The 14,685-nt window shown below is 44.7% G+C and carries 13 protein-coding genes; 1 reads left to right on the top strand and 12 read right to left on the bottom strand.

Annotated elements, in window-relative coordinates; all coding sequences use genetic code 11:
* Positions 1–50 precede the first annotated feature (50 nt).
* From aguB to dnaG, 9 genes are all read right to left on the bottom strand, one after another.
* Positions 51–926: an N-carbamoylputrescine amidase gene (gene aguB / locus ACHBGV_RS06275; RefSeq protein WP_394735904.1), complete on the bottom strand. Its 876-nt coding sequence runs from the start codon at positions 924–926 to the stop codon at positions 51–53.
* 111 nt (positions 927–1,037) lie between these two features.
* Positions 1,038–2,135, bottom strand: a complete 1,098-nt coding sequence (gene aguA, locus ACHBGV_RS06280) for an agmatine deiminase (RefSeq protein ID WP_394735905.1) — start codon at positions 2,133–2,135, stop codon at positions 1,038–1,040.
* Complete coding sequence (nspC, locus tag ACHBGV_RS06285) at positions 2,132–3,259, bottom strand: carboxynorspermidine decarboxylase (protein WP_394735906.1); 1,128 nt, start codon at positions 3,257–3,259, stop codon at positions 2,132–2,134. The genes aguA and nspC overlap by 4 nt, the downstream gene beginning before the upstream one ends.
* Entirely contained in the window at positions 3,260–4,519 is a 1,260-nt protein-coding gene (locus ACHBGV_RS06290) for a saccharopine dehydrogenase family protein (protein ID WP_114866406.1), read from the bottom strand.
* Positions 4,519–5,376 (bottom strand): polyamine aminopropyltransferase, encoded by an 858-nt coding sequence (gene speE, locus ACHBGV_RS06295; protein WP_394735907.1) that lies wholly within the window; start codon positions 5,374–5,376, stop codon positions 4,519–4,521. The genes ACHBGV_RS06290 and speE overlap by 1 nt, the downstream gene beginning before the upstream one ends.
* 2 nt (positions 5,377–5,378) lie before the next feature.
* A complete protein-coding gene (locus tag ACHBGV_RS06300; protein ID WP_394735908.1) occupies positions 5,379–6,827 on the bottom strand; it encodes an aminotransferase class I/II-fold pyridoxal phosphate-dependent enzyme in 1,449 nt (482 codons plus the stop codon).
* Positions 6,828–7,347: 520 nt separating this feature from the next.
* On the bottom strand, positions 7,348–7,671 hold the full coding sequence (locus ACHBGV_RS06305) for a metal-sulfur cluster assembly factor (RefSeq protein WP_105122859.1): 324 nt from the start codon (positions 7,669–7,671) through the stop codon (positions 7,348–7,350).
* A gap of 587 nt (positions 7,672–8,258) precedes the next feature.
* Positions 8,259–9,377: an RNA polymerase sigma factor RpoD gene (gene rpoD, locus ACHBGV_RS06310; protein WP_105111872.1), complete on the bottom strand. Its 1,119-nt coding sequence runs from the start codon at positions 9,375–9,377 to the stop codon at positions 8,259–8,261.
* A gap of 2 nt (positions 9,378–9,379) precedes the next feature.
* On the bottom strand, positions 9,380–11,170 hold the full coding sequence (gene dnaG, locus ACHBGV_RS06315) for a DNA primase (protein WP_394735909.1): 1,791 nt from the start codon (positions 11,168–11,170) through the stop codon (positions 9,380–9,382).
* Positions 11,171–11,332: 162 nt separating this feature from the next.
* Between dnaG and mscL the strand changes: the two genes are divergently transcribed.
* A complete protein-coding gene (mscL, locus tag ACHBGV_RS06320; protein ID WP_105111874.1) occupies positions 11,333–11,692 on the top strand; it encodes a large conductance mechanosensitive channel protein MscL in 360 nt (119 codons plus the stop codon).
* Positions 11,693–11,730: 38 nt separating this feature from the next.
* Here the strand turns inward: mscL and ACHBGV_RS06325 are convergent, their stop codons facing one another.
* The 3 genes from ACHBGV_RS06325 to rpsU form a co-directional block, all read right to left on the bottom strand.
* Complete coding sequence (locus ACHBGV_RS06325; protein ID WP_394735910.1) at positions 11,731–12,987, bottom strand: ISL3 family transposase; 1,257 nt, start codon at positions 12,985–12,987, stop codon at positions 11,731–11,733.
* A 214-nt stretch (positions 12,988–13,201) separates the two neighbouring features.
* Positions 13,202–14,215 carry a UDP-glucose 4-epimerase GalE gene (gene galE, locus ACHBGV_RS06330; protein WP_394735911.1) on the bottom strand — a complete coding sequence of 338 codons (1,014 nt, stop codon included), beginning with the start codon at positions 14,213–14,215 and terminating at the stop codon, positions 13,202–13,204.
* Between the two features lie 97 nt (positions 14,216–14,312).
* Entirely contained in the window at positions 14,313–14,489 is a 177-nt protein-coding gene (gene rpsU / locus ACHBGV_RS06335; RefSeq protein WP_000048054.1) for a 30S ribosomal protein S21, read from the bottom strand.
* Positions 14,490–14,685: the final 196 nt, after the last annotated feature.

A 14,685-nucleotide genomic window follows, 5' to 3' on the forward strand; every position in this document is an offset into this window, starting at 1 on the left:
GACGAAAACTGCCGATCCGTACTCACAGAACTTGGAGAATAGGTTGAACACTATTGACAAATAGACCTGTACATGTGCGGTCTACGATCTCTGAAAAGTCCCCAGTCCAAGCGCTCACGCGCTCCCTTGTCCAAATCATAAGTAGCAAGCAAGACAACTTCTTCCTCTCGTCCCGCTTGTTCAATCAATTCACCTGTTTCATCAGTCATAAAGGACGAACCATAAAAACGCAGGCTAGAAGATTGGCCGCCATTTTCTACAGAAGGCCGTACTTTTTCCAAGCCAATTCGATTGGCCGCAATGACAGGTGTGATATTGGCTGCAGCATGACCCTGCATAGTCCGCTGCCAATGACCTTGGCTATCCGTATCCAAAATGGGCTCCGAACCAATAGCTGTTGGGTAAAAGAGCAATTCCGCCCCATTCAAAGCTAGACAGCGGGCAGTTTCTGGGAACCATTGGTCCCAACAGATGCCAATCCCAATCTTAGCGTAAAGAGTTTCCCAGACTTTAAATCCAGTATTTCCAGGCGTGAAGTAAAACTTCTCCTGGTAATAATGGTCGTCAGGAATATGGGTTTTGCGGTAAACTCCCAAAACTGTCCCATCCGCATCAATAACTGCAATCGAGTTATACAGGCTATTGCCATCCTTTTCATAAAAAGAAATGGGCAAAACCAGCTGCAATTCCTTGGCAATTGGAATAAAGTGCTGAACAGCATCGTTTTCCTCTACAGACTTGGCATAGTTATAATAATCATACTGGCGTTCCTGACAAAAATAAGGACGCTCAAAGAGTTCAGGCAGGAGAATAATCTGCGCTCCCTGATTAGCAGCCTGTCTGACCAAACGCTCTGCGGTCGCCAGATTTTTCCAAAGGTCCTGACTACACTGCATCTGAACAGCTGCTACAGTAACATTTCTCATATTTTCTTCCTTTTCATAATTTTTTTATGGGCGATACAATGGCTCTGAGACAAGGAAGGCCGGAGCCGGCTATACTGGAGTATGCCAATCCGGCTTGACGCTGTATCAGAGTCATTTAGCCCCATAAAGGGGAATCTGCTGGGTGATACAGTGTATATTCCCACCTCCAAGTAGGATGTCGCGAGCTGGAATGCCGACGACTTTTCTAGTTGGAAATAGCGGAGCTAGTATCTCAAGTGCCTGCGCATCATGCTCATCATCAAACTGGGGCACCAGAACCGCACCGTTGCTGACGTAGAAATTCACATAGGAGGCCGCCAAGCGTTCGCCAGCTGTCCGTACTTCTTCCCCCGCTTCATAAACATAGCCTGGCAAGTCCTCTTCTGTTATTAGAATAGGATGTTTGGGAATAGGCAGTTTGTGGACGGTCAACTTTCTACCCTTGGCATCCACTTGCTTTTCCAAGTAGTCCAAATCAGCCTTGGACATGGTATATTGGGGGTCTGCCTCATCATCCGTCCAGGCTAAAACTATCTCAGCTGGACCAACAAAGGCCGCAACATTGTCTACGTGTTCATTGGTTTCATCATTGTAGATACCATAAGGCAGCCAGAGGACCTTTTCAGCTCCGAGAGTATCTAGAAGCACTTGCTCAATCTGATCCTTGGTCAGATGAGGATTTCGACCTGGGCTCAGTAAACAGGATTCGGTCACCATGATGGTTCCTTCACCGTCGCTATGGATGGCTCCGCCTTCCAGGACAAAAGGATGAACATCATGGACTGGCAGACCGACGGCCTGACTAAATCGACTAGCCACCTGATCATCTGCTTCATAGTCCTGATAAAGACCATCGTAGCTGCCGCCCCAAGCGTTAAAGGCCCAATCGACAGATAATGCTCTGCCATTTTCATGAACCAAAACCGTCGGACCTGTGTCACGAGCCCAAGCATCGTTGGTGGGGATGTCCAGGTAGGTGATGTTAGCCTCCAACATGGATTGAGCCTCCTCACGGTGTGCCTCATCCACCAAGAGATAGACCTGCTCGCTTTCAGCAATGGTTTTAATGACCTGGCTGAAGGCTTTTTTTGCCCCCTGACCATCAAAGGGCCAGGAGCCCGGACGGATCGGCCAAACCATGAGGGTGCCATGATGGGGCTCATACTCAGCTGGCATGCGGTAACCCGCTGCTTTGGGACTTTCTATCATGATAACCTCCCCTTGAAATCTTCATAACCAAATTCTTTGATAATACGGCAGTCGCCAGCCTTGTCCATGATGGCTAGGCTAGGTAACCCAATGCCATTGAAGGTATTGTTTTTAACAAAAGAATAGATGGCCATGTCTTCAAAATAGAGCTTATCACCAATCTCAACAGGTTTTTCAAAGGAATAATCGCCGATGATGTCGCCCGTCAGACAGGTATTGGAAGATAGTCTGTAAGTAAAAGCCTTCTCTCCTGCCTCAAAGCCATGCCGAAGCGGTGGGCGATAGGGCATCTCTAAGACATCTGGCATATGGCAGGTAGCCGAAGCATCCAAAACCAGTGTTTCAATACCATTTTCAACGATGTCTAACACCTCCGTCACCAGATAGCCTGCATTGAGAGCAATGGCTTCACCAGGCTCGATGTAGACTTCCAGCCCATATTTTTCCTGCATGTGCTGGATAGAAGAAATCAGCAAGTCCAAATCATAGTCTTCTCTGGTCACATGATGGCCACCGCCCATATTGAGCCATTTGACTTTGTGAAGATAGGGGCCGAATTTGTCCTCAACAGCCTCCAAAGTGGTTTTCAAATCATCCGAATTTTGCTCGCAGAGAGTATGGAAATGCAGGCCATCCACCAAGTCCAGCAGGTCTTTTGAAAACTGGTCAATACGAACACCAAAACGAGAGCCTGTTGCACAGGGGTCGTAAAGGGCATGCTCGTCTTGAGTGGAGCACTCTGGATTGATCCGCAGGCCGACACTAACTCCAGCTGCTCGGCATTTGTCAACGTGCTTGCGGAGTTGGCGATCAGAATTGAAGACAATGTGGTCTGCAATTTCCAAAATCTCCTCCAAATCCGCATCCTTAAAGGCTGGGGCAAAGACATGGACTTCGCCCCCAAATTCCTCACGACCCAGCCTAGCTTCATAAAGTCCTGAAGCAGTTGTTCCAGCAAGGTATTGGCTTATTAGTGGATAGGTGGCGTACATGGAGAAGGCTTTTTGAGCCAAAAGTACCTTACAGCCAGTTCGGTCTTGAACAGACTTGAGAATTTCTAAATTGTTGACCAGCTTGGCTTCATCAATGACATAGGCTGGTGTTGGAACTTGTTCAATTCTCATCTAGTCCACCAAAACAGGATTTTCAACAACTTGCCAAGGTAGACCATATTGGTTGAGCAAGTCCATGAATGGATCTGGATCTAGTTCTTCCAAATTGTAAACACCCGGTTTTTTCCAGGTACCATCCATAACCAGCTTGGTTCCAATCATAGCTGGTACGCCAGTTGTGTAGGAAATAGCCTGTGAACCAACCTCCTTGTAGCACTCTTGGTGGTCACAAACATTGTAAATGTAGATAGTCTTCTCCACACCATCCTTGATGCCTGTGAAAATACAGCCGATGTTGGTTTTCCCAACAGTACGTGGACCAAGGCTGGCTGGGTCTGGTAATAATGCTTTGAGGAATTGGATAGGCACTACTTCTTGTCCGTTGAAATTGATAGGGTCTGTCCGCAAAAGACCAACATTTTCCAAGCATTTCATGTGGGTCAAGTAAGACTGACCAAAGGTCATGAAGAAGCGAATGCGTTTGACACCTGGAATATTCTTAGCAAGCGACTCGATTTCTTCGTGGTGGAGGAGGTACATATCCTTCTGACCCACTTCTGGGAAGTCATATTCTCGCTTGATAGACATAGCTTCAACTTCCACCCATTTGCCATTTTCCCAGTAGGAGCCTGGGGCTGAAACTTCACGCAAGTTGATTTCAGGGTTAAAGTTGGTCGCAAATGGATAGCCGTGGTCTCCACCGTTACAGTCTAGGATGTCGATGTAATGAATTTCATCGAAATAATGTTTCAATGCGTAGGCTGAGAATACGCTGGTCACCCCTGGATCAAAACCGGATCCCAATAGTGCTGTCAGCCCTGCTTTTTCAAAACGCTCCTTATAAGCCCACTGCCATGAGTAGTCAAAGTAAGCCGTAAAGCCTTCTTCTGCACAGCGTTTTTCGTAGATAGCCCGCCATTCTGGGTCTTCGGTGTCCTCACACTCGTAGTTGGCGGTGTCGATGTAGTCCACTCCTGTCGCCAAGCAAGCATCCATGATGGTCAAGTCTTGATATGGAAGGGCCACGTTCAAGACAGCTTTGGGCTGGTAGCTTTCAATCAAGGCAATCACTTCTTCTACCTTATCCGCATCCACTTGGGCAGTTTCAATTTTTACGGAAGTTTTTCCTTCTAAGGCAGCCTTCAAATCATCACACTTGGACTTGGTACGGCTGGCAATCATGACTTCCTTGAAGGTATCTTCTGCCTGGCAAACCTTGCTGATGGCAACTTGGGCAACTCCGCCACAACCAATCACTAACAAACGACTCATTATTTTTTCTCCTCTTCTTCTAAAATATCTTCAACATAGCGGGGCAAGAGAAATGCTCCAATATGCAAGTTTGCGGTATAGTATTCTGTGAAAAGCTGACGCGCCTTCCATTTTTCCTTATCATAATCTTCAATGGGATGGTATTTTTTAGAAGCAAATCCAAATAACCAATAACCTGCTGCTGAAGTTGGAATATGTGCTTGATAGACACGACTAATTGGAAATGATTGACTAGCCTTGCGATGCATGGAACGAAAAGCAGACTCATCTTCGTCATAGAATGGTGAACCATGTTGGTAAACCATGATGCCATCTTCCTTCAAAGCTCGGTAGGCATTACCATAAAATTCCTTGGTAAAGAGCCCTTCCGTGTGTCCAAATGGATCTGTCGCATCATTGATGATGATGTCGTATTCGTTTTCACAGTTGCGCAAGAAACGCAGACCATCTTGTAAATAAACCTCGACCCGCTCATCTTCTAAACCCGATGCATAGTCTGGGAAATATTCCCGACAGACCTCAACCAAGAGTTCATCTGGCTCTACAACGTCAATACGTTCAATTTCAGGATACATACTGAGAACTTGGGCAACGCCACCATCTCCCCCACCCAGAATCAAGATTTTCTTGGGATTGGGATGGACGGCCATGGGCACATGGACGGCCATTTCGTTGTAAACAAAATCATCTGCATCTGAAAAGAGAACACGACCATTAAGGGTCAAAATCTTACCAAAGGCTGGCGAGTCCAACACAGCAATGTCCTGAAACTCACTTTTGCCAGCATAGAGCTGCTGACTGGTCCGAATGGATAACTTGACATCTGGTGTTTGGACTTCTGAAAACCACATTTCCATGACTAGACCTCCTTAATGACATTGATAAAATTAACATCTGGATCTTCTGTACCTTGGACGGAGCAACCGCGCTCCTTGGCAAAGATGATGTAGTCAACAATTTCCTGAGTCACTCGTTCACCTGGAGCTAAAAGCGGAATACCAGGCGGGTAGCACATGACAAATTCCCCGCAGACCTGACCAACTGCTTCTTGCAGGGAACGGCTTTCCCGCTCTGCATAAAAGGCCTCCTGCGGTGACAAGACCAGCTGTGGCTGGATGTACTCACCTGAAATCAGGTCCGAACCATCTCGTGAGTAGAGTCGCTTGATGTCTGCCAGAGCTCCCACCAGCCGCTCAATGTCCTGCAAGCGGTCACCGATTGAAATATAGGCCAAGATATTGCCAATGTCGCCAAATTCAATCTGGATGTCGTACTCATCCCGCAATAAATCATAGACTTCAATCCCTGTCAGACCAATGCCCTGCGTATAGATGGAGAGCTTGGTTACATCAAAATCATGCACCGTTTTGCCATCAATCAATTCTTTAGAATAGGCATAGTAGCCACCGATGGCATTGATTTCACGACGAGCATACTCAGACATTTCAATGACTTTTTCGAAGGATTCCTTGCCACGAAGGACTAGATTTCTGCGGGAAATATCCAGACTAGCCAGCAAAAGATAGGAAGCGGATGTTGACTGGGTCAGATTGATAATCTGGCGGACATACTCCACATTCATATCTGGACCGACCAATAAAAGCGAGCTCTGGGTCAGACTACCACCTGATTTGTGCATGGAAACAGCAGCCATATCAGCCCCAACATCCATAGCCGCCTCTGGCAATTGGTCCGAAAAATGCAAATGAGCACCATGGGCCTCGTCCACCAATACTTTCATACCTGCTGCATGAGCTTTCTCAGTCAAGGTGCGCAGGTCTGAGCAGATACCATAGTAGGTTGGATTGTTGATCAAGACAGCAACCGCATCTGGATGCTCTGTAATAGCTCGTTCAAAAGCTTCATTTTCCAAGGCAAGAGCAATACCAATCCGTGGCTCCACGCTCATATCCACATAGACCGGCATGGCACCACAGAGAACCAGAGCATTAAGGGCTGACTTGTGGACATTTCGAGGAAGGATAATCTTATCGCCTGCCTTACAGGTCGCCAAAATCATGGTCTGGACGGAAGAGGTGGTCCCTCCTACCATGAGAAAGGCATGGCTGGCGCCAAAGGCTTCTGCCGCCAACTCCTCGGCCTCTCGGATAATGGAGACTGGGTGTCCCAGATTATCCAAAGGTTTCATGGAATTAACATCAATCCCCACGCATTTTTCTCCTAACAGTTCGACCAACTCTGGATTACCGCGCCCTCGTTTGTGTCCCGGGACATCAAAGGGAACAATCCGTTTTCGGCGTAACTGTACCAATCCCTGATAAATAGGGGCTTGGTGTTGATTTTTCATATTGAAAAACTCCTTTGCTTGATGGACTCCTACCCCTTTTTAAACAAGTAAAAAGAGCAGGGTTCATCCTGCTCTACAATCCAAATTGACGTTTTTTATTCTTCTCTTGAGTTTATGTGCCTATCGTTTCCTACTCTCCAGTGCAAATATATACGTACTTTATTGACCGTTTCACAAGATGACGTGTGCTTTCACCACACTGACAAAATTAGAAATTAGGAAATTCTTCCCAACATCAACTTATAAAATGTAGGCTTTTAACCCTATCAATAATGTGACTTACGCCACGCTTCGGCATTCGACCCGCCTGTCCGTAGGCTTTGGTTATGATCAATAGCAGAGCTACTGATCCCATATAGGTCTGATATTTGCTAGAATAGCTATAATAACTTTTCCTAGGCATGATAAGTGTACCATCATTCCTACTATTTAGCAAGAACTTTTTGATAGTTTCAACAAAATTATCAAAAAAATCCGTACAAAAACAGAAAAAACAGTCTCAATATTCGAGACTGTTTAATTATTTAATCCCAAGTGCAATACGAGCGTAACGGCTCATTTTTTGAATGGTCCAAGCAGGCGACCAAACCAAACGAACATCGACTTCGGTCACCTCAGGAACTGTTTTCAGAACATCATGAATTTGGTCTGTAATCAAATCTGCCAAAGGGCAGCCCATTGTGGTCAAGGTCATGTCAATTTCAGCCTTGCCCTCAATAAAACGAATTTCGTAAACCAAACCAAGATTGATAATATCAATCCCAAGTTCTGGGTCAATCACATCTTCAAGAGCTTGAAAAATACGCTCCTGAATGTCTTTAATCTGATCTTCTGTATAAGCCATTTTCAATCACTCTCTTTCTTTGCTAAAAATATAACTGGTATCAACAGCCCGGGGAAATAAGACTAACGGAAGTCAGTCTGAGTTTGTAGACAAGGTCTCTTTTGGGCTCCGCTCACAAAATAAACTAAATTTTTATTTTTTCTTAGCAGAGCTACTTACTTTATTTACCTAATACGTTCTAAGACTAACGGAAATCAGTATCCTTGTAATTCACCGGACATTAGCACACTATCTTATTTTCGGGCGGGTTTCAACAGTCTGGGGAGAGACTGTTGAAAGTGGGAAATAAAACTGACGAAAGTCAGCATCCTAGCGCTAAACATCCATTAGACTCATCTCGCTTTAGAGTTTTCAGCGATCGACCTGATAAGTACCAATGGCATATGCACCCTTTCCTATTTCAAGGGGAGCGGTTGATTTTGTCTCCCAGACAGCCTGCTCTCTTATTTTCAAGCAGGCTTCAACAGTCTGGGAGACTGTTGAAGGTTGGAGATGAAACAAACGAAGTTTGTGTCAAAACCTCCCCCGGAGGTTAGCCTCGCTTTCCTATTTCTAGGCTCGGGTTAAAACACCACGTTAGTGGTGTTTTAATCCTCAATAAAATCTCTGAGTGGTTTGCTGCGAGATGGGTGGCGGAGTTTGCGGAGGGCTTTGGCTTCGATTTGGCGGATGCGTTCGCGGGTTACGTTAAAGACCTTGCCCACATCTTCCAAGGTGCGCATTTTTCCATCATCCAGTCCAAAGCGCAGGCGGAGAACATTTTCCTCGCGGTCAGTCAAGGTATCCAGAACCTCGTCCAATTGTTCACGGAGAACGACGCGGGTTGTGTAATCAACTGGATTTTCAATTACTTCGTCCTCGATGAAATCCCCCAAATGGCTGTCATCTTCCTCACCAATTGGTGTTTCCAGAGACACAGGCTCTTGAGCAATTTTCAAAATTTCACGCACTTTTTCAGGCGTCATATCCATACGCTCAGCAATTTGTTCTGGCGTTGGGTCTTGGCCAAGTTCCTGCAATAGGTTGCGTTGCTCACGGACCAACTTGTTAATGGTTTCCACCATGTGCACAGGAATACGGATGGTACGAGCCTGGTCCGCAATGGCGCGGGTAATGGCCTGACGAATCCACCAAGTCGCATAGGTCGAGAATTTGAACCCTTTCGAGTAATCAAATTTATCAACGGCCTTCATCAAGCCCATATTGCCTTCTTGAATCAAATCAAGGAACTGCATACCACGACCAACATAACGCTTGGCAATAGATACCACCAAACGCAGGTTGGCCTCAGCCAAACGTTGCTTGGCCTCAGGATCGCCCGCCTCAACAGCAAGCGCCAATTCCTGCTCTTCTTCGTTGGTCAAGAGGGGAACAACACCGATTTCCTTGAGGTACATGCGAACTGGGTCATTGACCTTGGCAGAGTTGCTGCCAAGTAATTCCTCATCAGAAAGTTCTGGCTCTTCCTCTACCTGCATAGCACGCGCAGAAGGATTTCCTTCCTTGTCCACAATAGAAATCCCTGCGTCTTGGATACGCTGAAGAAGGTCATCGATGCCGTCCGCATCCAAGGTGAAAGGAATGACAAGCTGGTCATTGATTTCATCATCTGTCGCAGAACCCTGCTTTTTATGGTTGCGGATAAATTCTGCAACTTGGACATCAAAAGTGGTCACTTCGTTTTTCTTGTCTTTTTTATTTGTCATCTTTACTCCATTTGTTTTCTTCGATTGAGGAGTTCTTGCAACTCATCAAGGGCAATGTCTGTATTTCCCACATGGGAATGCTCACGAATGGCTCGTGCAGCATGCTGGTTTTCTTTTTTTAGCAATTCTCGATCCCGACTGACCAGTAATTCCTCTACTTCATGAGTAGCAACCTCCTCTGGCAAGCGTTCTTCCAGGACCCGGTACCAGGCCTGTTGGGCACTATCACTGACTTGGGATAATTCAAAGCTGGAAATCTCACCATTCTTCTTCAAGAGCTGAAAGAGTTCCTCCAATTCAGGCGTCGCAAAGGCAAAATCCTCTCTCAGCCGAAATTCGTTGAGAATGTAGGGATGTTCAGCCATCCGATAGAGCAGGTGATTTTCTGTCCGAACCAAGCTAGTCACTCGCGGAACAACCTGCAGATCCGGCAATTTTTTTGCCTCAGAAAAGGACTGTTGGGCCTGCTGACTGCGTTGCTGGCGGTGCGTGAGGCGAACGTTGTTGACCGCCTGCTCCACCTGACCATAGTCAAAATCAGACAAGAGGTCTGCTACCTTGTAGATATAGGAATTCTGGGCCGTAATAGACTGAACCTTGGCAATGATAGGGGCAATTTTTTCCACAAAATCAATCTGCATCTGCAAATTATCAGGATTTTCCGGCTTGAGATAGTTGATTAAAAACTCAACCGCACTAATGCGTGATTTGGTCAAAACCTGCTCAAGAGCCACCTCAGAGTTCTTCTGCAAAAACTCATCGGGGTCCATATTATCTGGTAGACTGACAATCTCCACTTGGAAATCCTGCAATTCGTCCAAAGCCTTAATGGTAGCAGCCTGTCCCGCCTTATCACCATCATAGGTCAGGACAACCTTCTTACAATACTTGGACAGGTGGGTCACGTGCTCACGGGTCAAAGCCGTTCCCATAGAGGCTACCGCATTCTCAATTCCTGCACGATGGGCCGCAATAACATCCAGAAAGCCCTCCATCAGATAGACTTCGTGCTGTTTCTTGATGACAGCTTTTGCCCTATCCAAATGATATAGTTCGTAACTTTTATTGAAAATTGCAGTGCTACGCGAATTTTTGTACTTGGCCAGCTGCTTATTCTCCCGGTCCGTCTCTGTCCAGACACGACCAGAAAAGGCAATAACCCGACCGTATTCGTCGGTCAAGGGGAAAATAATTCTACCGTGGAAGGAATCATAGATTCTATTATGATCACCAGGATGGAAAAGACCCGATTGCAAGAGGGCGTCTTCCTCAAACTGGCTGGACAATTTTTGATAGAGGATATTTTGCTGGTCAGGGGCCAGGCCTATTTGAAAGGTTTTGATGACTTCATCTGTCAGGCCGCGCTGGTGGAGATAGTTTCTCGCTTCCTCTCCCATCTTGGTCGTCATGAGCAAGGCATGATAAAACTTAGCTGCCTCAGTGTGAATATCGTAGAGAACCTGGTTGGGATTGGCAACTTTCTCAGCCCGCTGAAATTGCGGACTGGTTTCTAGGACAATTCCCGCCTTTTGAGCGACAATCTGTACCGCATCCCCAAAGGTCACGCCCTGTATTTCCTCGATAAACTTGAAGACATCCCCTGACTTCCCACAGCCGAAACAATGATAGAATTGCTTATCCTCCACCACATTGAAGGAAGGAGTTTTCTCACCGTGGAAGGGACAAAGTCCCAGAAAATTGCGTCCAGCCTTGGTCAGGGCAACCGACTCACCGATAATATCAACAATATTGACAGCCTGTTTAATATCATTGATTTTTTCTTTTGATACCATCGGTCACCTCCTCACAAATACAGAGAATACGCACATTTTAACATTCTATATTGTATAACAAATTTCTAGAAATGTAAAATGTTCGAGACATATTACTTGAAAAATTAATGTAAGTGTATATAATAGATAGAGTAAAAATTTATGAAAGGACATATTTAGGATATGTTGAAAGATTTAAAAGCATTTTTGTTCCAAGGTAACGTTATTGACCTTGCTGTCGCAGTTATCTTCGGTGCTGCCTTCAAAGCCATCATCGATTCATTCGTTGCTGATTTGATTACTCCCCTCTTGTTGAACCCAGCTTTGAAAGCTGCTGGTGCAGAAAAGATTGCTGATTTGAGCTGGAACGGTGTTACTTACGGTAACTTCTTGAGCGCTATTATCAACTTCTTGATCATCGGTACAGTTTTGTTCTTCATCGTTAAAGCTGCAGAAAAAGCAATGCCTAAGAAAGAAGCTGCTCCTGCAGGACCAACTCAAGAAGAATTGCTTGCAGAAATCCGTGACTTGTTGAAAAAATAATCAAGGCTCTTTGTCAACTGTAGTGGGTAGATGAAAAGCTAACACCTAGAGAGGACGAAATTCGTTCTCTCATTTTTGATGTTCAAAGCAATATATATCTTGGTTTTAAAGTTCGTAAAGTTCCTAAAGCCGAACGCTTGCCTCTTGATGTCTTTGATGAGTTTATTGGTCGCTTCCAGCTTAGCGTTGGAATATGGAAGCTCCATGGCGTTCGTGATGTACGTTTTATACTTTAGAAAAGTTTTAAAAACAGTTTTAAAGGCAGGATTGACAAAATCCAAATTGTCTTCCAGAAGCTCGAAGAAATATTTCGAGTTCATCTCTTGGAAATGGAAGAGAAGGATCTGATAGAGTTCGTAATAGAATTTCAGTTCCACAGAGAAATTCAATGTCTTCTGGACAACCTCTTTCGGTGTTACTGTTTGCCCGAAAGTGCGAGAAAAGAAGCGATTCAGAGACAGTTTACGACTATCTTTTTGGAGAATACGCCAGTGATTTTTCATGGATCGATAAGGTAGGGAACGCGTATCGAAAGTCTTCATAATATCAATTCTAGTCGTCATCATAGCACGGCTCAGGTGTTGGATAATGTGAAATCTATCAAGAACAATTTTCGCATTTGGAAATAACTGTTTGATGATAGGAATATAGCTACCCGACATGTCCACTGTTACGACCTCGACAGTTTCTCTGACCGCCCTAGGATACTTGTAGAAATAGTTCTTGATGGTGGTTTGGCGGTTGTTGTCAAGAATGGTCACAATCGATCTCGTCTCAAAATTCTGAGCAATAAAGGCGAGTTTTCCCTTGTTCCGACTAAATTCATCCCAGCTCAAGACTTTTGGTAATGTCGTAAAATCATGCTCAAATTGAAATTGAGCCAGTTTCCTCTGGACAACTGACACGGAGATATGTAGTCTCCTAGCGATGGCTATATTGGTCATGTTTTCTGTATGGAGTTGTGTGATTTTCTCCCAAATAGGTTGGGAAATCTGACAGTTTTTCTTGACTAGAGGTGTCTCAGATACAGTCACTTTTTGGCAAGATTTGCATTGAAACCGTCGTTTCTTAAGCAAGAGGAGGGTCGGAAAGCCCTGACAATCCAAAATCGGAATCTTTGACGACTTTTGAAAATCGTACTTGATACACTTCCCTTGGCAATGAGGACAACCAGGGCTGTCGTAATCTAGCTTTGCCCTGATTTCTAGATGGCTCTGATGTTTCAAAACGAAGAGAATTTTGATGTTTTTGTCTTTGATTCCAATTAGTTCTGTGGTATGATAAAGTTGTTCCATATGAGTCTTTCTAATGTGAGTGTGGTTGCTTTTCATTATAGGTCATATGGGACTTTTTGTATATACTCAAAAAGGCTCCATAATCTCTACAGTGGATTTACCCACTACAGAAATTATAGAGCCATAATCAATAAGATAGTGAAACAGGCTTTCCGCCTGTTTTTCTTTTGCACTATGACAAAAAGAAGATGTGAGCCAATACTCACATCTTTTCTCATCCTTCATATCCATTTGGATTTTTAGACTGCCAGTTCCAGGTGTCACGGCACATGTCTTCGATTGTTTTTTCTGTTTTCCAGTTGAGCTCTGCCAGAGCCTTGTCCGCATTAGCATAACAAGTGGCAACATCGCCAGGACGGCGTTCTACAATCTTGTAAGGCACCGGAACACCATTAACTTTTTCAAAGGCTTGTACCAACTCTAGTACGCTGGTTCCCTGACCAGAGCCGAGATTATAGGTATGAACACCAGTCTCACCAGAAATTTTCTCAAGAGCCTTGATATGACCAAGTGCCAAATCAATCACGTGGATATAGTCACGGACACCGGTACCGTCCACTGTATCGTAATCATTACCAAATACACTCAACTCCGCCCGTTTACCAACAGCTACTTGTGCAATAAATGGCATAAGGTTGTTTGGAATACCAGCAGGATCTTCACCAATCAAACCTGATTCATGAGCACCAATTGGGTTGAAATAACGGAGAAGGGCCACTGACCAGTCGCTATCTGCTACCGCCACATCACGAAGGATTTGTTCCAACATGACCTTGGTGTAACCGTAAGGATTGGTTGCGCTGGTTGGCATGGTTTCCACAAGCGGTGATGGATTGTTGAGTCCATAGACAGTTGCGCTGGATGAGAAGACAATCTTCTTGACACCAAATTCTGCCATGACTTCGACCAAGGCAAGCGTTGACATGATGTTATTTTCATAGTACATGATTGGTTTTTCAACCGACTCACCGACCGCCTTGTAGCCTGCAAAATGAATAGCAGACTCAATCGTTTCTTTCTCAAAAACCGCACGGAGGGCGTCCTTATCCGCTACGTCTAATTCATAAAAAGTCGGACGTTTGCCTGTGATTTCCTCAATGCAATCCAAGACCAAAATGCTTGAATTAGACAGGTTGTCGACAATGACAACATCTTTGCCCAATTTCTGCAATTCAACCACTGTGTGGCTACCAATATAGCCTGCTCCACCTGTTACTAAAATACTCATAGGTACTCCTTTGAATGTCCAAATAATGTATATCCATTATATGAAACTTCGCCTAAAATGTAAACAAAAAACAGCCCGAAGGCTGTCTGAAATTCAATTAGAATTTTTTACGCTTGCGAGCTGCTTCTGATTTACGTTTACGTTTTACAGATGGTTTTTCGTAGAATTCACGTTTACGTGTTTCTTGAAGAGTACCAGCTTTAGTAACCGCACGTTTGAAACGACGAAGAGCATCATCAAGTGATTCGTTCTTGCGTACTACTGTTTTTGACATTTTTTTCACTCCCCTCAATTTCAAAGTCCTAACTATTTTACTACTAAAAACTATCTTTGTCAATGATTTTTCATGATAAATCTGAAAAATTATCCTAGTCCCAATTTGTCCCCAATTTGTCGGCAAATTTCAATTCCGAGTTAGCCACCTATAAGAAATTCTCTCGGTGACTTGTAGCCCAAACATTTTTTGGGAT

It is taken from the genome of Streptococcus sp. A34 (genome assembly GCF_043674115.1).
Classification (GTDB): Bacteria; Bacillota; Bacilli; order Lactobacillales; family Streptococcaceae; genus Streptococcus; species Streptococcus suis_V.

Coding starts and splice junctions, on each gene's coding strand:
- galE (WP_394735911.1), bottom strand. CDS start 14,215: ATGAGTATTTTAGTAACAGGTGGAGCAGGCTATATTGGTAGCCACACA.
- speE (WP_394735907.1), bottom strand. CDS start 5,376: ATGGAAATGTGGTTTTCAGAAGTCCAAACACCAGATGTCAAGTTATCC.
- rpoD (WP_105111872.1), bottom strand. CDS start 9,377: ATGACAAATAAAAAAGACAAGAAAAACGAAGTGACCACTTTTGATGTC.
- nspC (WP_394735906.1), bottom strand. CDS start 3,259: ATGAGAATTGAACAAGTTCCAACACCAGCCTATGTCATTGATGAAGCC.
- aguA (WP_394735905.1), bottom strand. CDS start 2,135: ATGATAGAAAGTCCCAAAGCAGCGGGTTACCGCATGCCAGCTGAGTAT.
- ACHBGV_RS06305 (WP_105122859.1), bottom strand. CDS start 7,671: ATGGCTTATACAGAAGATCAGATTAAAGACATTCAGGAGCGTATTTTT.
- rpsU (WP_000048054.1), bottom strand. CDS start 14,489: ATGTCAAAAACAGTAGTACGCAAGAACGAATCACTTGATGATGCTCTT.
- dnaG (WP_394735909.1), bottom strand. CDS start 11,170: ATGGTATCAAAAGAAAAAATCAATGATATTAAACAGGCTGTCAATATT.
- mscL (WP_105111874.1), top strand. CDS start 11,333: ATGTTGAAAGATTTAAAAGCATTTTTGTTCCAAGGTAACGTTATTGAC.
- ACHBGV_RS06325 (WP_394735910.1), bottom strand. CDS start 12,987: ATGGAACAACTTTATCATACCACAGAACTAATTGGAATCAAAGACAAA.
- ACHBGV_RS06290 (WP_114866406.1), bottom strand. CDS start 4,519: ATGAGTCGTTTGTTAGTGATTGGTTGTGGCGGAGTTGCCCAAGTTGCC.
- ACHBGV_RS06300 (WP_394735908.1), bottom strand. CDS start 6,827: ATGAAAAATCAACACCAAGCCCCTATTTATCAGGGATTGGTACAGTTA.
- aguB (WP_394735904.1), bottom strand. CDS start 926: ATGAGAAATGTTACTGTAGCAGCTGTTCAGATGCAGTGTAGTCAGGAC.